The organism is Acidimicrobiia bacterium, from assembly GCA_036396535.1.
In the GTDB taxonomy this organism is placed as follows: domain Bacteria; phylum Actinomycetota; class Acidimicrobiia; order Spongiisociales; family UBA5794; genus DASWKR01.
The window spans coordinates 1-17,141 of record DASWKR010000006.1 but is presented as its reverse complement, the minus strand read 5'-3'; the positions used below and the strand labels follow the sequence as shown (position 1 = coordinate 17,141).

At 69.2% G+C, this 17,141-nt stretch carries 17 protein-coding genes; all 17 read right to left on the bottom strand.

The genetic code is table 11. The features are described from left to right. Positions 1–45: 45 nt before the first annotated feature. Positions 46–309, bottom strand: a complete 264-nt coding sequence (locus VGC47_00915) for a YggT family protein (protein ID HEX9853861.1) — start codon at positions 307–309, stop codon at positions 46–48. A 13-nt stretch (positions 310–322) separates the two neighbouring features. Next, the gene (locus tag VGC47_00910) at positions 323–928 is read right to left on the bottom strand and encodes a cell division protein SepF (protein ID HEX9853860.1); all 606 of its coding nucleotides are present in this window, start codon (positions 926–928) and stop codon (positions 323–325) included. Positions 929–958: 30 nt separating this feature from the next. Then, complete coding sequence (locus VGC47_00905) at positions 959–1,624, bottom strand: YggS family pyridoxal phosphate-dependent enzyme (protein ID HEX9853859.1); 666 nt, start codon at positions 1,622–1,624, stop codon at positions 959–961. Next, complete coding sequence (locus tag VGC47_00900; protein HEX9853858.1) at positions 1,606–2,235, bottom strand: polyphenol oxidase family protein; 630 nt, start codon at positions 2,233–2,235, stop codon at positions 1,606–1,608. Before VGC47_00900 ends, VGC47_00905 begins: the two co-directional genes overlap by 19 nt. Next, the gene (gene ftsZ, locus VGC47_00895) at positions 2,232–3,302 is read right to left on the bottom strand and encodes a cell division protein FtsZ (GenBank protein ID HEX9853857.1); all 1,071 of its coding nucleotides are present in this window, start codon (positions 3,300–3,302) and stop codon (positions 2,232–2,234) included. The genes VGC47_00900 and ftsZ overlap by 4 nt, the downstream gene beginning before the upstream one ends. A gap of 144 nt (positions 3,303–3,446) precedes the next feature. Continuing rightward, complete coding sequence (locus VGC47_00890) at positions 3,447–4,268, bottom strand: FtsQ-type POTRA domain-containing protein (protein ID HEX9853856.1); 822 nt, start codon at positions 4,266–4,268, stop codon at positions 3,447–3,449. Next, entirely contained in the window at positions 4,265–5,191 is a 927-nt protein-coding gene (murB, locus tag VGC47_00885) for a UDP-N-acetylmuramate dehydrogenase (protein HEX9853855.1), read from the bottom strand. Before murB ends, VGC47_00890 begins: the two co-directional genes overlap by 4 nt. Then, positions 5,188–6,567 carry a UDP-N-acetylmuramate--L-alanine ligase gene (murC, locus tag VGC47_00880; GenBank protein ID HEX9853854.1) on the bottom strand — a complete coding sequence of 460 codons (1,380 nt, stop codon included), beginning with the start codon at positions 6,565–6,567 and terminating at the stop codon, positions 5,188–5,190. The genes murB and murC overlap by 4 nt, the downstream gene beginning before the upstream one ends. Beyond that, positions 6,560–7,648 carry a UDP-N-acetylglucosamine--N-acetylmuramyl-(pentapeptide) pyrophosphoryl-undecaprenol N-acetylglucosamine transferase gene (locus VGC47_00875; protein ID HEX9853853.1) on the bottom strand — a complete coding sequence of 363 codons (1,089 nt, stop codon included), beginning with the start codon at positions 7,646–7,648 and terminating at the stop codon, positions 6,560–6,562. Before VGC47_00875 ends, murC begins: the two co-directional genes overlap by 8 nt. Then, positions 7,645–8,823: a putative lipid II flippase FtsW gene (gene ftsW, locus VGC47_00870; protein ID HEX9853852.1), complete on the bottom strand. Its 1,179-nt coding sequence runs from the start codon at positions 8,821–8,823 to the stop codon at positions 7,645–7,647. Before ftsW ends, VGC47_00875 begins: the two co-directional genes overlap by 4 nt. Beyond that, positions 8,816–10,102 (bottom strand): UDP-N-acetylmuramoyl-L-alanine--D-glutamate ligase, encoded by a 1,287-nt coding sequence (gene murD, locus VGC47_00865; protein HEX9853851.1) that lies wholly within the window; start codon positions 10,100–10,102, stop codon positions 8,816–8,818. Before murD ends, ftsW begins: the two co-directional genes overlap by 8 nt. Then, the gene (gene mraY, locus VGC47_00860; GenBank protein ID HEX9853850.1) at positions 10,099–11,163 is read right to left on the bottom strand and encodes a phospho-N-acetylmuramoyl-pentapeptide-transferase; all 1,065 of its coding nucleotides are present in this window, start codon (positions 11,161–11,163) and stop codon (positions 10,099–10,101) included. Before mraY ends, murD begins: the two co-directional genes overlap by 4 nt. Further along, positions 11,160–12,494: a UDP-N-acetylmuramoyl-tripeptide--D-alanyl-D-alanine ligase gene (gene murF, locus VGC47_00855; GenBank protein ID HEX9853849.1), complete on the bottom strand. Its 1,335-nt coding sequence runs from the start codon at positions 12,492–12,494 to the stop codon at positions 11,160–11,162. Before murF ends, mraY begins: the two co-directional genes overlap by 4 nt. Then, positions 12,491–13,957, bottom strand: coding sequence for a UDP-N-acetylmuramoyl-L-alanyl-D-glutamate--2,6-diaminopimelate ligase (locus VGC47_00850; GenBank protein ID HEX9853848.1), 1,467 nt, complete (start codon positions 13,955–13,957; stop codon positions 12,491–12,493). The genes murF and VGC47_00850 overlap by 4 nt, the downstream gene beginning before the upstream one ends. Next, positions 13,947–15,683 carry a penicillin-binding protein 2 gene (locus VGC47_00845; GenBank protein HEX9853847.1) on the bottom strand — a complete coding sequence of 579 codons (1,737 nt, stop codon included), beginning with the start codon at positions 15,681–15,683 and terminating at the stop codon, positions 13,947–13,949. The genes VGC47_00850 and VGC47_00845 overlap by 11 nt, the downstream gene beginning before the upstream one ends. Positions 15,684–15,776: 93 nt before the next feature. Further along, the gene (locus tag VGC47_00840; GenBank protein ID HEX9853846.1) at positions 15,777–16,184 is read right to left on the bottom strand and encodes a hypothetical protein; all 408 of its coding nucleotides are present in this window, start codon (positions 16,182–16,184) and stop codon (positions 15,777–15,779) included. Continuing rightward, a complete protein-coding gene (rsmH, locus tag VGC47_00835; GenBank protein ID HEX9853845.1) occupies positions 16,181–17,131 on the bottom strand; it encodes a 16S rRNA (cytosine(1402)-N(4))-methyltransferase RsmH in 951 nt (316 codons plus the stop codon). Before rsmH ends, VGC47_00840 begins: the two co-directional genes overlap by 4 nt. Between the last annotated feature and the right edge of the window lie 10 nt (positions 17,132–17,141).

Below are 17,141 nucleotides of genomic sequence, written 5' to 3'. Positions count from 1 at the left end.
ATCGTACCGATCAGCGACGGCGACGACGAGACCGCGAAAGCCGGATCAGCAGATGATGCGCCGCAGCAGCGACAGGCCGATGATCAGGATGAGAGGCGACAGATCGAGGCCGACCCCGCCGAACCGGACGGGGGGGATGGCTGACCTGATCGGCCGCAGCACGGGATCGATTCCCCGCGACAGGGTGTCGTACGCGGTCCGCACCGGATGCCCCCAGGGGAGTCTTCCGAAGTTGACGACGTAGCTGAGGACCACCCAAACGATGATCGCCCAGAAGGCGAGTTGCAGGATGAGGCAGATGACGCCCATCAGGTCGTAGTGCTCACTCGCCCAGAGGCGCCTGGTAGAGGCCGAGCTCGGCGAGGCGTCTCCGCTCGTCCGCTTCCAGGCTCGTCCCGGCGGGCGTCACCAGGATCACACCCTGACCGATCTTCGCCATGCGGCCGTCGAGCGCATATGTCAGGCCCGTGCTGAAGTCGACCAACCTGCGCACCATCGCCGGCTCCGTGCCCCGCAGGTCGAGCACCACCGGACGCTCCGAGCGGATCAGGTCGGCGAGTTGCTGGGCATCGGAGAACGTCCTGGCCACGATGACGGCCGATTCGTCCGGCTCCTGCACCATCTCCCGGTACAGCGAGTCGCTCGACACGTAGACACCCGCTTCGGCGTGCGACGGATTGTTGGAAATCCTCCGCCTCACCTTCGTCGGAGGCTCGACCCGCCTGCCGGCGACCACGCCGGAGGGCCGCGGCTGCTGCGGTGGCCGCTGAGCTGCCTGCCGCGCTTGATCGACGCGCTGGACGCGGCGGGGCGGCTCCACCTTCCTCACCTGGGACTGGCCCTGCACTTCGCCCTCGTCGGCGCGCTCTGCCTCATCGTCGGCGACGAGTCCCAGGTAGAAGAGCGTCTTCTGCCACATCGATGCCATTTGGTCCGATCCCTGCCGGTCGTGCCGTGGTCACCCCGCCACGGACGGGCCAAAGATAGCCCGTCCCACACGTACGAGGGTGGCTCCCTCCTCGACCGCCACCTCGAAGTCGTCGGTCATCCCCATCGACGTGTGGACGAGGCCCGGGAAGTCAGGCTGCAGCGCGGCCCGCAGGGCCTCGAGGTCGGCGAACCACCGGCGGCTGTCCTCGGGCGCGCCCGGCAGCGGCGGGATCACCATCAGCCCGACCACCCGGACGCCGGAGGAGCGCGCCATGTCGAGAAGCCGGGCGGCGTCGTTGGGTGCGGCGCCGTGCTTCTGGGGTTCGGCGGCGATGTTCACCTGGAGCAACGCAGGCGGGGTGCCCTGCTCCCTCGCCCAGGCGTCGATGAGCTTCTCGCGATCCAGCGAGTGGAGCAGGGCGATCAACGGCCACACGGTGGCCACCTTGCGGCGTTGCAGCGACCCGACGAAGTGCCACTCGATGTCGGCGGGCAGCAGGGGGACCTTGGCGGCCAGCTCGTCGGCCCTGTTCTCGCCGAACACTCGGTGGCCCGCTTCGTAGACCGCCGTGATCTCGGCGACGGAGCGTCCCTTCGAGACCACGACGAGCTTCACGGCGTCCGGTGACCGGCCGACGCGTCCCGCCGCCTCGGCGATCCTGGCGGTGACCGCCGTCAGCCCTGCGGTATCCATCCGAGGCTCACCTGCCTGGCCGTCGTCGTGTCCCTGCGGAACGAGTGGAGATCGCGACCGTGCTTCGTGCAGCGACCGTCGCTCCACACGTCGATGCCTGCGAGGCGGCTCGCCACGAAGCCGACGAGGTCGACGCTCGGTGTGCCCCAACTCGTCGCCGCCACGTGATTCGGGAAGCGGGCCGCGACCTCTTCTCCGACCTCGTAGCAGCATGGCCCGATGGCCGGGCCGATGGCCGCTCTGGCTACGTCGTGGCCACGCGCCGCCAATACGTCGAGCGCTGCGTCGACGATTCCCGCGCTGGCGCCCCGCCACCCGACGTGCACCACCGCGACGACGTCGTCGCCCTCGAGGATGATCGGGACGCAGTCGGCCGTGGCCACCGTGATCGTCAAGCCAGCCAGCTCGGTGACGATGGCGTCCGCCTGGCCGTGGCGTCCCGGCTCGGTCACGTTGACCACCCGAGCGCCGTGGACCTGCGTCACGAAGGCCCATTCCTGCGGGATACCGTGCTCGGCAGCGAGGGCGGCGCGCACGCTGGGGTCGGTCCTGCCGTCCCCTTCCGCCACGCCACCGAATGCCGCCCCCCGGAAGCCGGGCGGCCGGATCATCCCTGGACGAACTCCGGGATGTCGAGGTCGCCTTCGTCCCGGGAGCCGATCGACCGGAAGTCGGGTACGAGTGGCTGCTGTGAGGACGAATGGCGGCGGCCCGCCTGAGGACGCTCCCGCTCGAAACCGGCGGCGATCACCGTGACGCGCATCTCGTCTCCGAGGCTGTCGTCGAGGATCGCACCGAAGATCACGTTGGCATCCGAATCGGAGTGGTCGGAGATCATGCTCGCCGCGGTGCTCACCTCGTGGAGGGTCATCGTGCTCGGCCCGGCGATCGAGAGGAGGATGCCGCGGGCGCCATCCATCGACGTCTCGAGGAGGGGACTGCTGATGGCTTTCTGAGCAGCCTGCTCCGCCCGGTTGTCCCCGGATGCGACGCCGATGCCCATCACGGCTGAGCCGGCGCCGAGCATGACGGTCTTGACGTCCGCGAAGTCGACGTTGATGAGCCCGGGGGTCGTGATCAGGTCGGTGATCCCTTTGACGCCGTTCGTGAGCACTTCGTCGGCCATCTCGAACGCCTCCACCATCGGTGTCGACGGCTCTGCGATCTCGAGGAGGCGCTCGTTCGGGATGATGATGAGAGTGTCGACCGCCTGCTTGAGCTCCTGGATGCCCTGCTCGGCCTGGACGGACCGCCGGCGACCCTCGAACCCGAACGGGCGGGTGACGACGCCGACCGTGAGCGCGCCGAGCGACCGCGCCACCGAGGCGACGACGGGAGCGCCGCCGGTTCCGGTGCCGCCGCCCTCGCCCGCAGTGATGAAGACCATGTCGGCGCCCTTGAGAGCGTCCTCGATGTCGTCCCGATGAGACTCGGCGGCCTCCCTGCCGACTTCGGGATTGGCGCCCGCCCCGAGCCCGTGGGTCGACTCGCGGCCGATGTCGAGCTTCACGTCGGCGTCCGACATCAGGAGTGCCTGGGCGTCGGTGTTGACCGCGATGAACTCGACGCCGGACACTCCCGCGTCGATCATCCGGTTGGCGGCGTTCACGCCGCCGCCCCCGATTCCGACGACCTTGATGACGGCGAGATAACTCTGCGGTGATCGGTTCTCGGTCACGTTGCTCTCCAGGATGCCTCGTCCCCTCCGGGCCCAACCTCACGCTCATCTTCCGGGTGAGCGTCATTCCCTCCGGACACGCCGGAGGGTGAACTTGAACTGTAGCGTAGAGAAGTCGCGAAAGCTGTAGATCGCGCGCAACCCTCAACCGTCAATCGAGGGTTGGCGGTCGGTCTTCCCGTTGCCCCTGCCCGGATCCTCGTTCGCCTCGTCTGTCGAGACGGCCCCGGTGACGGCCGGCCTCGTCGGCGCCACCACCGAGATCCGGGCGCCTTCTTCGAGCTTCGACCCGAGGACCGCGAGCAGCGAGGCGGCCTTGGATGCGATGTCCTCGGGAAGCCCGAGCCGCACGACGTGGCCGGCGACCACGGCGCGCAGCACGCCCTTCTTGGTCACTGCGATGTGCGCGTCCCGGGCGACGTTCCCCGGCAGGTAGGCCAGGAACTCCAGAGCGGCCACCGCCGCCGGGTCCTCGATGACACTCCCCGGCCTGCCGGTCACGACGTGGCCTTGCACCGTCGGGGCGTGGACCGGCGGGTCGGAGCGCTCGAGGATCGCACCCGTTGCCGAGGCCCGCACCCAGCCGCGCTCGGACTCGATCCAGCCCGCCGGGTCGTGCTCGAGAACCGTCACCTCGACGCTGCCAGGCCACACGACACGCACGTCGGCCTTGGCGACCCACGGATCACGCATCACCGCCGCCTCGACGATGCCGGGGCGCACCGCAACGGTCGGAGCCCCCATCTCGATCCCGTGTGCGGCGAGGATCGCATCCACGTTGGCGTTCACCACGCCGTTCACCTCGACCGACTTGACGGCCAGGATCGGGGACCGCAGCGCCACGAGTACTGCGCCGGTCAGCAGCAGAACCACCACCAGGCCAACCAGCCAGCGCAGCCTCGAGCGGGCCAGGCTCTCGCGGACGGCGGCCCGCCTCGCCGCCAGGCGATAGTCGATGGCACTCAATGGCCTGCCCCTCTCCGGTGGGCCGACTCCTCGAAGTCACCCACGAATCTGACTTCCGGGTCGAGGGTGACCCCACACGCACCGGCGACGCGCTCTCGCGTCTGCCGTATCAGCTCGTAGACGTCGCCCGCCGAGGCGCCGGGGCCCGCCTCGATGAAGTTGGCGTGCCTCGTCGAGATGACCGCACCTCCGATGGCGAAGCCCTTCAGCCCCGCCTCGTCGATGATGCGGCCCGCCGAGTCGCCCGGCGGGTTCTTGAACACCGAGCCGGCGTTGAGGGTTCCCCCAGGCTGATGCTCCTTGCGCCAGCGGCCGATCTCTCGCATGAGACGCTCGCCCGCGGCGGCGCTGCCCGGCACGGTGCGAAAATGGGCTGCGACGACGATCTCTGCATCGCGCAGATTGCTGTGACGGTATGACAGATCGAGCCCGGCCGGATCTCTCTCGGTCAGCTCTCCCGTGCCGACGTCGATGACCCGCGCCGCCACCAGCCACTCCTTGGTCTCGCTGCCGTGGCATCCGGCATTCATGCGGACTGCGCCCCCAACGGAGCCTGGGATCCCGACGAAGAACTCGAGCCCCGCCCTGCCTTCCTTGACAGCCGCCCTGGCGAGGCGCGGCAGCGGGGCCGCACAGCCTGCCGTCACCGTCCCGGACGTCGCCACGACGATCTCGGCGAACCGACCGATCGGCCTGATCACGAGCCCGTCGAACCCGGCATCGGCGACGAGGACGTTCGAGCCTCGCCCGAGCACGACGAGGGGGACCTCCGTCGTCCGCCACACCGTGAGAACCGCCGACAGCTCGTCGATGTCTCCCGGCTCGGCGTACCAGCGCGCCGGCCCTCCGAGCTTGTACGTCGTGAGGGCTTCGAGCGGCTGATCGACGCTGATGAGGTCTGGCAGCGTGTCGAGCGAGCTCACGTCACACCCCCGAGAGCCAGAGCGAGCTCATCTGCGATCGAGTTGACGTCGCCTGCGCCGAGCAGGAGGACCACGTCCCCCTCGGTGAGCTGCGGCGTGATCACCGGCGGGACGTCGGCGAGGATCGGGACGTACTCGACCGAGCCACCCGCCGCCCTGACCGCCTCTGCGACGAGCCGGCCGCTCACACCCGGCTGCGGGATCTCGCCTGCGGAGTACACGTCTGTGACGATCACGTGATCCGCGGCAGCCAGCGGCTCCCCGAAGGCGTTTCCGAGCTCGGCGGTACGGCTGTAGCGGTGTGGCTGGAACACGACGAGCACCCGCTTCCATCCTCCCGAGCGCCCTGCTCCGATCGTCACCGCGATCTCCGTCGGGTGGTGGGCGTAGTCCTCGATGACCGTCACGCCGCCGACGCGCGAGCGCACCTCGAAGCGGCGGCGAACTCCCTCGAATCCGGCGAGTGCCCGAGCGGCCCGGGCGGCGTCGTACCCGAGCTCGCCGATGAGGGCGAGGACCCCGGTGGCGTTCCTGGCGATGTGTGCTCCCGGTCGGGGCACGGTCACCGTCTCGTCGAACCTCCGGCCGACCAGCCGGAACCGGACGCCGCCGGGCTGCGGCTCGATGTCGTCGATGCGCCAGTCGGCGTCGGCGTCCGTGCCATAGGCGATCACGTCGGCACGTTCGGCCAGCCGGCGAACGCCCGCATCGTCGATGCAGCCGACGACAGGGCCGCGCACCCGGTTCGCCACGAGGGCGAACGCCTCCTCGAGATGGGCGACGTCGCCGTAGAAGTCGAGGTGGTCCGCCTCGATGTTCGTCACCCCGAGCCCGGCGAGGTGGAGACGGCGGAACGTGCCGAAGGCCTCGTCCGCCTCGACGAGGAACGGGTCGTGGTCGCCGAGGTGGGCGCCGGTGTTGAGGGCGATCAGCTCCCCCCCGACGATGAACGACGGATCCTTCCCGATGCCGCGCAGCGCGGTGACCGCCAGCGCCGTCGACGTCGTCTTCCCGTGGGTCCCGGTGAAGCCGATGGCGGGCATCGCCGACGTCAGGGCGTCGAGCAGGTCGGGTCGCGACCACACCGTCTTGCCGGCCTCGATGGCGGCCCGCAGCTCCGGGTCGCCATCCGGCACCGCAGAGGACGACACGACGAGGTCGGCCCTCGCCATCGCCTCGGGGCGGTGGCCGACCCAGGTCTCGATCCCGAGGTCGGCGAGGGCGTCGAGGCTCCTCCCCGGCTTCAGGTCGGAACCCGAGACCTCGTGCCCGAGACCGGCGACGATCTTGGCGAGGGCGCTCATCCCGGTGCCGCCGGCGCCGACGATGTGGATCCGCGGGTACCTCGAGAGCGGGCTCATCCCCGTGTCATCCATCGCCGGCCTCCAGGAGTGTCTGAGCGATGACATCGGCGGCGTGCGGGTGGCCCTGCTTGGCGGCTGCCTCCGCCATCGCCTGGCGCCGCGGGGCATCTCCGATGAGCTGCTCGACCACCACGGGAACGGCGTCGATCTCGGCTTCGGGAACGACCACGGCGCCTCCCGCCACCGCCAGTTGCGCGGCGTTCGCTGCCTGGTGACCGGCGGTGCCCGCCTGATAGGGAACGACGACGGCAGGCGTACCTGTCGCCGCCAGCTCGCTGATCGTGAGAGCGCCGGCCCGCGACAGCACGAGGTCGCTGGCGGCGTAGAAGTACTGCATCTCGTCCTCGAACGGCATCACCCTCCAGGCGACGTGCGACGACGACGCCATCTCGGCGTACGCCGGCGCATGGGCCGCCCCGGCGAGCTGCACCAGGGCGATCGACCCGGCGTCATGGCCGTCGGCGATCCGGACCGCCGCCTCGTTGAGGACTCTGGCTCCGAGGCTGCCTCCGAGGATGCCGATCACAGGGACGCCCCCCGGCAGCCCGTATCGCTCCATGGCCTCGGGTCTGAGCGCGGCGCCGTCGTACGACGAGAACGCCCGCCGCAACGGGTTGCCGACGACGCGTGATGATCTCAGCCTCTCCGACGGTCCACGGAACGAGACGAACGAGGTCTCGGCCCTCCCGGAGATGAGCCTGTTGGCGAGGCCCGGTTGGGCGTTCTGCTCGTGCAGGAAGAGCCGGACGCCCGCCCGGCGGGCCGCCCATCCTGCAGGAACGGTGACGTACCCGCCGAAGGCGATCATCACCGAGACGTCTCGCTTGCGCAGCTCGGCGCGGATCAGCTGGGTCGCCCGCCATACCGACGCCGGGAGCCGCATGTTGTCGGGCGACATGGAGCGCTTCAGGCCCTGCAGGGGCACCTGCACGAGCTCGTACCCTGCGTCGGGCACCGCCGTCGCCTCCATCCGGTCGCCGCCGAAGAAGACGATCCGGTCCCGGGCGACGCCGGCTCGCTCGAGGGCATCCGCCACGGCGAGCGCCGGAAAGACGTGCCCCCCCGTCCCTGCCGCAGCGAATGCGAACCTCATCGATGTGCCTTCCCCGTCCGGGCGATGTTCACGAGGACTCCGACCGCGAACAGGTTCGCCAGCATGGCACTTCCTCCGGACGAGATGAACGGGAGCGGAACACCTGTGATCGGCAGCACGACTGCTACGCCTCCGATGTTGATGAGCGCCTGGAAGGTCAGCCAGGCGACGAGGCCGACGGCGAGGAGGCGGCCGAACCCGTCTGCCGCCCGGTAGGCGATCACCAGGCCGATGACGCCGAAACCGACGAACAGGGCGACGACCACCAAAGCGCCTGCCAGCCCGATCTCCTCTCCGATGATCGAGAAGATGAAGTCGGTGTGGGCGTTCGGCAGGAACGACCAGCGGGCGCGGCTCGCCCCGAGCCCGACGCCGAACCAGCCACCCGTCTCGAGAGCCACCAGGCTCTGGACCGCCTGGAGGCCGTTGCCGAGCGGGTCGGCCAGTGGGTCGAGGAACGAGACGATCCTCGCCTTGCGGTACGGCTGGGCGAAGGCGAGCAACGTCACCGCCCCGGCCGCGAGAGCGCCCAAGAAGACCACGTGACTCACCGGGGCCTTCGAAGCACCGAGGACGGCGAAAGCAGCCGCGGCGATGAGGATCGTGGTCCCCAGGTCGGGCTCTGCGAGGAGCAGGACTCCGACGGAACCGAGGCAGATGGCAACCGGCCAGAAGAAATGGGCGAAGCGGTGAAGGTACGCCTCCTTCGTCGTGAACGCCCTCGCCAGGAACACCACGACTGCGAACTTGGCGAGCTCCGAGGCCTGGATGGTGACCGGGCCGACCTCGATCCAGCGCCGCGACCCGCCGCGGACGTCGCCAAGGGCGAGCGTGGCCACCAGGCCGGCAATGGCGACGACGAGGATCGGAACTGCGAATCGGGCGTACATGCGGTACGGGATGCGGGATGCGGCGACGAGGAGGCCGAGCCCGGCGACGATCCACACGATCTGGCGCTTGAAGTAGAAGAGATGGTCGACACCCTCTCTGATCGCCACGACCGAGGAGGCGGACAGCACCGCGCCGAGACCGACGATGAGCAGCATGGCCACCGGGAGCAGCAGCATGACGGCGGCCCTGTCGCCGGCGGCGGCGGCCGGGCGGGGTGTGGCCTCCCGAGGGTGGCGGAGCGACGTCACCGCCCCCTCATATCTTCGAGGGATCGTGCTAGCCACGCGAACCCTCCTTGCGGGTCGTGACGAGCCGCGTGAAGGCGTCGCCTCGCTCCCCGTACGAGGAGAACATGTCGAAGCTGGCACACGCCGGAGCGAGCAGAACCGTGTCGCCTGCCCGCGCCAGATGGTCGGCGAGGGCGATGGCGGCCGCCAAGCTCGGAGCGCGGTGGAACTTGCCGGCGGCGACCGACCCAGCCAGCTCGTCCGCCGCCTCGCCGATGGCGATGACTGCCTTCACGCTCGGAACGGCGCCGAGTGGCGACAGGTCGAGGCCCTTGTTCCTGCCGCCGGCGATCAAGACGACGGATGGGTAGGCGGATGCGGCCGCCACGGCGGCGTGCGGGTTCGTCGCCTTCGAGTCGTTCACCCAGGCGACGCCGTCCCACGTCCCGACCACCGTCCTCCGGTGCCGCGCCGGCGTGAAGACCTCCAGGACCCTCTCGATACCCTCCCGGGTCGCCCCGAGGTGACGTGCCAAGACGGCCGCGGCAGCCATGTCGACGACGTGGACGGGGCCTCCGTCGGGAAGCGGGAACCGCTCGTCGATGACCACGAGGTCGTCACCTTGCGGGCCGGCGCCGCCCACCGGCAGCCTTCCGCCGCTCACGGGAACCAAACGGGGTCGGAGCCCCTCGACGGCGGCCGAAGCCCCCGGGTCGTCCGCGTCGTACACCAGCAGATCGACGGCCGCCTGGTTCTCGGCGATTCTCCGCTTGGCGGCGACGTAGCCCTCGAACGTGGCGTGCCAGTCGAGATGGTCGGGAGCGATGTTGAGGAGCACTGCACCATCCGGTCGGAACTCGTCGATGAAGCGCAGCTGGAAGCTCGACGCCTCGACGACGGCGACCTCGGCGTCGCTGCCGACGACGTCCGAGAGCGCCGTCCCGATGTTCCCGGCTGCCACGGCGTGCATGCCGGAAACGGCGAGCATCTGGGCGGCTGCTTGGGTGACGGTCGTCTTGCCGTTCGTCGCGGTGACGGCACCGTATGGGATGTCGAGGTGGCGAGCCGCGAACTCCATCTCGCTCCACAGCGGGGTGCCCGACTCGATGACGGCCCGAATCGGCGCAGCCCCCTCGGGGATCCCGGGGCTGGTGACGACCACCTCGACGCCCTCGAGGAGCCCGTCGTCCCACTCTCCTGTTGCCACCCGATCGGCGTCGATGCCGGCGACCTGCTCGGGTGACTCGTCGTACACCGTCACGTCGTGGCCGAGGCGACGGGCCAAAGCGGCCGCAGCCTTCCCGCTGACCGCCGCCCCGAGCACCAGCACCTTCACGGCAGGATCCCACCGTTGGTCGTCGCCAGGAAGTCGGCGTAGAAGATGCCGACGCCGATGGCCACCGAGATCCCGGCGAGGATCCAGAATCGAACGATGACCGTCGTCTCCGGCCATCCTTTGAGCTCGAAGTGGTGGTGAAGCGGCGCCATCCGGAACACCCGCCTCCCCGTCGCCTTGAACACGGCCACCTGGACGATGACGGACATCGTCACCATCACGTAGAGCCCTCCAAGGAGCACGAGCAACAAGTGGGTGTTGGTGAGCAGCGCCAGGCTGGCGAGTGCGCCCCCGAGCGCCTGCGAGCCGACGTCCCCCATGAAGATGTCCGCCGGGGCGGCGTTCCACCACAGGAAGGCGAGCGACGCGCCTGCGAGCGCCGCCGCGAACATGCCGAGGTCGAGCGCTCCCGAGACCGCATAGAAGTCGGCGTTCCTGAACTGCCAGAAGGCAACGAGCACATAGGCTCCGAAGACGAGAGATCCGGAGCCTGCCACCAGGCCATCGAGCCCGTCCGTGAGGTTCACTGCGTTGGCGGCGGCGGTGAGCATGAGAAGCACGAGCACGGCGTAGAGCCACGGCCCGAGCTCGAAGCCCATGTCGGCCCGCGTCAGCGACAGCTTCGTGCTGACGTCGGCCGCCACCGCCCCCCAGGCGAACAGCGCGGCGATGACGAGCTGCCCGATGAACTTCCAGCGCTTCGAAAGTCCCTTGTTCTCTCGTTTGGCGTACTTGACGTAGTCGTCCAGGAAGCCGATCACCCCCATGCCGACGAAGCCGAGGATCGCCAGCCACCCCACAGAGGCGAACGGCTGCACCGTGAACCCGAACCCCGTGTCGAACTCCCAGAGCCGCACGTGGGCGACGACGTAGGCGACGACGACGGACACGATGATCACCACGCCGCCCATCGTCGGCGTGCCCCGCTTGTGGCTGTGGCCCTCGACCTCCTCCTGGATGAATTGGCCGATCCCCCGGCCGCGCAGGTATCTGATGGCGATCGGTGTTCCGAAGATGGTGATGACGAAGGCGGTCGCCGAGGAGAGGAGCAGCGAGATCACGAAGCCGACTCCTCGATGAGGGCTGCCGCCAGCCGTTCCAGGCCGACGGCCCGCGACGCCTTGACGAGCACGACGTCGTTCGGCTCGATGATGCGCTTGAGGACGACGGCGGCCTCGTGGTCATCCGCCACCGGGTGGGCGATCGACCCTGCTCCCAAGGCGATCCCCGGGTCGTCACCGACGGTCACGACCGCCCGGAACCCGAGCTCGACGGCCAGCGCCCCGATGCGGCGGTGCTCGGCCTCGGCAACATGACCGAGCTCGGCCATCAGGCCCAGGACCGCTATCGGATGGTGCGACATGGCGGCGACCGTCTCCAATGCCGCAGCCACCGAGTCCGGGTTGGCGTTGTACGCGTCGTTCACGACGGTGTACCTGCCCCGGTGGATCTCCATGCGCCACGGGGAGCCGCTCGCCTCCTCGAGGCCCGGCAGGATCGTCTCCAGGTCGACGTCGAGCCCGATCGCCGCGGCGACGGCGGCGGCCGCGTTGGCGGCGTTGTGGCGGCCCGCCATCGCCAAGCGCACCTCGACGTCATCGTCCGGGGTCATCAGGCGGAACCGCGGTCGTCCGGCGTCGTCGAGCTCGACGTCGTACGCCATCACGTCGGCGATGTAGTCGACGCCGAACGTGACCGTCGACCCTTCGTGGGCCCGGCGCAGCCTCGGTTCGTCTGCCGGGAGGACGGCGACGCCACCGCGCCCGAGTCCGGCGACGAGCTCCCACTTGGCGTCGGCGAGCCTGTCCGTCGTACCGAACGTCTCGAGGTGGACGAGACCGAGGTTCGTGATGATCGCAACATCCGGTTTGACGGCGGGCATCAGGTACTCGATGTCCCCGGCGCCGCGTGAGCCGACCTCGGCGACGAGGTAGCGGGCGGAATCGGGCGCGGACAGCACCGTGAGCGGCACCCCGAACTCGTTGTTGAAGGATCGGGGAGCGGCGTAGACGCCGGGCAGCGCCGACGCCAGCAGATCCTTCGTCGTCGTCTTCCCGGTGCTGCCGGTGATCGCCACGACTGCCACATCGAGCTGACCCCTGCGGTGGGTGGCGAGGTCACGCAGAGCTACCGTGGTGTCTCCCACCTCTACCCGCGGCTCGGCCGCGATTCCCATGCCGGCGCGGACGAGGACCGCCGCGGCGCCGTGGTCGATGGCTCCGTCGACGAAACCGTGACCGTCGGACGTCGTCCCGGCGACTGCCACGAACAGATCACCGTGCCTCACGGCTCGCGAGTCGGTCGAGACCCCGGCGAGGTGCGTCGCCGGATCGCCGAACACCGTGCCGCCGGTCGCCTGCGCCGCTTCGAGCAAGGTCCAGGACAACGTCACGGCGACCACCCGGCGGCGAGCAGCGCCCTCCCGGCCTCGACCCGGTCGTCGAAGTCGACGAGGTCGCCGTGGGCGAGCTCCTGGCGCGGCTCGTGGCCCCGGCCGAGGATCAACACCACATCGGACGGCTGGGCGAGCTCGACGGCGGCGGCGATCGCCCGTCGCCGTTCGATCTCGACGCCTGGCATGGTCGACATTCCGGACACGATCGCATCGATGATCGACTGCGGGTCCTCAGACCTCGGATTGTCCGAGGTGACGATGACCACGTCGGCTGCCTCGGCGGCGGCGCCCATGAGGGGCCGCTTGAGCGGGTCCCGGTCGCCTCCGGCTCCGAAGACGACGATCACCCTGCCGTCGGCGATCTGACGGGTCTCGGCGATGACCGAGGAGATCGCCTCCGGCGTGTGGGCGTAGTCGACGATGACTCCGAACGGCTGCCCGGAGTCGATCGTCTCGAACCTTCCCGGCACCTGGTCGAGGTGAGCCAGTCCCGCCGCAGCGTCCTTCGGCCCGACTCCGATCCCGGCGGCACAGGCGATCGCGACGAGCGCGTTGGCGACATTGAACCGGCCGGGCAGGGCGATCGACACGGCTGCCTCGCCGTCGGGCGAGACGGCGACGAATCGCGAGCCGTTCACCGACAGCTCGACGTCGACGGCTCGGACGTCGGCACCGTCCGAGAACCCGACCGTCGTGGTGTCGAGATCTGTCGACCTCGCGATGATGGCGCCGTGCGGGTCGTCGATCCAGATGACGGCGTGCGAGGCCCTGGCCGAGGTGAACAGCGACCGCTTGGCGGCGAAGTAGGAGGCCATGTCTCCGTGGAAATCGAGATGGTCCTGGGAGAGGTTGGTGAACGCCACGACGGCGAAATCCACCGCGTCGACCCTGTGGAGCGACAGGGCGTGTGACGACACCTCGACGGCGACGACGTCGACGTCCTCGTCCCGCATCGCTCCGAGGAGCCGCTGCAGGTCCGTCGCCTCGGGCGTGGTCCTGCTGATCGACACGGGTGTCCCGGCGATTCTCGCTCCAACCGTTCCGACGATCGCGCAGCGCCGACCGGCGGCGACGGCGATCGCCTCGATCATGTGGGTGACGGTCGTCTTGCCGTTGGTTCCGGTGACACCGACGACGGTCAGCGATCGCGAGGGATGACCGTGCGCCGCGGCTGCGATCCACGGCATGGCACGGCGCGTGTCGGGCACGACGATCTGGGTCACCTCGACGTCGAGGCGGTGGTCGACCACGACGGCAACGGCCCCCTTGCCGATCGCCTCGTCGACTCTCGTGTGGCCGTCGCGCCGCTCGCCCCGCACGGCGACGAACACCGACCCCGGCGTCACGTCGCGCGAGTCGTGGTGGACGTCGCTCACCAACACCGAGCGCCCGACGACATCTACGGTCGTGTCGGGCACCTCGGCGGCGAGCGCCTCGACCGACACGGCTTCACTCGGCATCGGGAGCTACTCCCAGTCGATGGAGCGCCGCTTCCATGACCTCGGCGAACAACGGGGCGGCCGAGACGCCGCCGAACTTGAGGTCGACGTCCTTGGCGAGCTCGCCATGGGGCGAGTCGAGCATCACCGCCACGACCAGCTCCGGGTCGTCGACGGGAGCCATGCCGATGAAGCTGGCGATCCGGTCCTTCTTGCTGTATCCCTTTCCAGGGACGAACTTCTCCGTCGTCCCCGTCTTCCCACCGACCGTGTAACCGTCGATGGCGGCCCGCCACCCCGTCCCCTCCTCGACGACACCCTGGAGCAGGCGGCGCATGACGCCGGCGGTGCTCTCCGACAGCACCGGACGGGTCACCGGGTCGTAGACATCGCGCTCACCAGAGCTGTGAAGCGTCTCGCGCACGATGTGGGGCTCGATCCACAGACCGTCGTTGGCGATGGCGCCGAACACGCTCGCCATCTGGAGCGGGGTCACACCAACCCGGTATCCGATGGCGGTCGATGGCCCGCAGGTCGTGTCGCACCACTCGCTCACGGGCTGCAAGCTGCCGGACGCCTCGCCCGGGAACTCGCCGGACGCCTTCTTCCCGAGACCGAACGCCTGCAGATATGCGGACAGCAGGTCGTTGCCGAGCTCCTGCTCGATGAGGATGGTCCCGATGTTCGACGACCTGGCGACGATGTCCGCCACGGTCATCCGCTCCGCCTTCTTGCGGGCCTCGTCGGTGTAGACCTTGTCGTGGATCTCGAGCTCCCCCGGAACGTCGAAGAGCGTGTTGCGCTCGACGATGCCTTCATTCATCGCAGCAGAGATCGTCACCACCTTGAGCGTCGAGCCGGGCTCGTACACGTCGGCAACGGCGCGATTCCGATAATGGATCGGGTCGTATGCCGAGCGTTCGTTCGGGTCGAACGTCGGCGCGTTCGCCATGGCGAGGATCTCACCTGTCTTCACGGACAGCACCACAACGGTCCCACCCACTGCTTTGGTTTCCCGCAGCGCCTTCTCGAGGAACTGTTGGGTGGCGTATTGGACAGCCCCGTCGAGGGTGAGGACCAGGTCCGCCCCGGGCACGGGAGGATCGATCGTGAACTCGCCTTGCGGTATCGGCTTGCCGAAGGGATCCCGCTCGACGATCTGTCTGCCGGGCTCTCCGGCGAGAGCCGCGTCGTATTGGAACTCGAGGCCCTCGATCCCAACTCCGTCGTCGTCCTGGACGAAGCCGACGACCTGGGCGGCGAGCGGACCCGCCGGATACACCCTCTTCGGCTCCTCGACGAACCAGAAGCCTTCGATCCCGAGCTCCTCGATGAGGGCGTACACCTCTTCGACCTGGCTGCGTTCCAGGCGCCTGGCGACGTAGGCGAATTGTGACTCGTTGTTCGAAAGCCGCTCCGCCAAGTCGTCACGGTCGACCCCGACGAGCGGCGCGATGAGCCTCGCCGTCTCCTTGGGTCGCTTGATCACGCTGGGGTTGGCGATCATCGTCACCGCCCGGATCGAGACCGCCAGCTCGACGCCGTCTCTGTCGAAGATGGTGCCTCGGTCGGCCGGAAGATCCTCGTTCCGCACCCGCTGTTCTTGACCCCGCTCCGCGAAGCTGCCCGCCTGGACGCCCTGGACCTCGAACAGGCGGAACCCGATCCCGCCCCAGGCGAGCACGAACACGACCCCGACCGTCAGCAGCCGGTTGTCGCGGGTCCCGCGGCGCGGCCGGCGCGCCACGTCAGTCGTCCTTCTCGACTGAGGGGATTGCCCCCCTCAGGCCGCCAGCACTCGGCCTCATCACGCCTCCGCGTGTCATGGTCGGCCCGCTCATCACGGCTGCGCGCTGAGCAGAGCCTTCAGTTGCGCCCAGCGGTACTCCGGATCGAGCCCCTCTCGGTCGACACCGGGTACCTCGAGCGAAACGCGTTCCGCCGGGTACACCAGCCCCATCCCCTTGGCGAGCTTGGCGACCCGCTGGGGCTCCTGGAGCCGCGCCACCTCGAGCCGAAGATCCCAGTGGAGCGCCTCCTGCTCGGAGATCCGATCGGCGAGCTCATCGAGCTCGAACGCCGAGTTGTCGAGTGAGATGCGCGAGTAGATGAGCCCGAAGAACGCCAGGACCACGGCCACTGCGAACACGATCCAGGGCTTGACGGCGGGATGCGGCGCGGGGACGGCCCTCCCCCGGGCGAGCTCGAGCTCGAGCGGATGGGGTCGCCTGGCGACCCTGGCGGTCATGCCACCTTCTCCACGGCGCGCAGGCGGGCGCTGCGGACCCGAGGATTCTTGGCAGTCTCGTCCTCGCCCGGACGTAGCGGCTTGCGAGCGAGCGACCGGAGCTCGGCCACCCGCCCGCAAACGCACACGGGGAGGTCGGGAGGACATTCGCAGCCGGAGGTGCCGGCGGCGAACCTTCTCTTCACGATCCGGTCTTCGAGCGAGTGATAGGAGATCACAACGACTCTTCCTCCGGGTCGCGTCCAACGAAGCGCCGCGTCGAGACCGAGCTCCAGAGCATGGAGCTCGTCGTTGACCGCGATTCGAATGGCCTGAAACGTCTTGCGAGCCGGGTGACCTCTGCGACGTGCCGCCTGAGGAACAGCGCCGGCGACCGCTTGTGCGAGCTCGAGCGTGTCCGCAAGGGGGCGGGCCGCCACGATCGCCTCGGCGATCCGGTTGGCGAACCGCTCTTCGCCGTAGCGGCGAATGATGGAGGCCAGCTCTCGCTGGTCCCACTCGTTGACGACGGTCGATGCGTCGATCGGGGCGTCGTCGCCCATGCGCATGTCGAGCGGACCCGGACGGCGATACGAGAAGCCCCGCCCACCGGCATCGAGCTGATGCGATGAAACGCCCAGGTCGAACAGCACGCCAGCCACGTCCGCGCCGACACCAGGCTCGACAGGGCGTTCAAGCTGCGGGCCTTCGGTTCCAGTCGCCTCGGCGAGGACCAGATCCAGATCGGCGAAGCTCGCCTTCACGAAGCGGAATCGAGGGTCGTCCGGGGCCTGCGCCGCCGCGTCCTGATCCCGGTCGAGTCCGATCACCGTCGCCTCTGGCATTGCAGCGAGGATCGCACGGGTATGCCCTCCTCCTCCGAGAGTCGCGTCGACGATCAGGCCGCGCCCGAGGGGTGCGAGCAGCGAGACGACTTGCTCCGTCATCGCAGGGTTGTGGTATTGCATCTGAGCCATG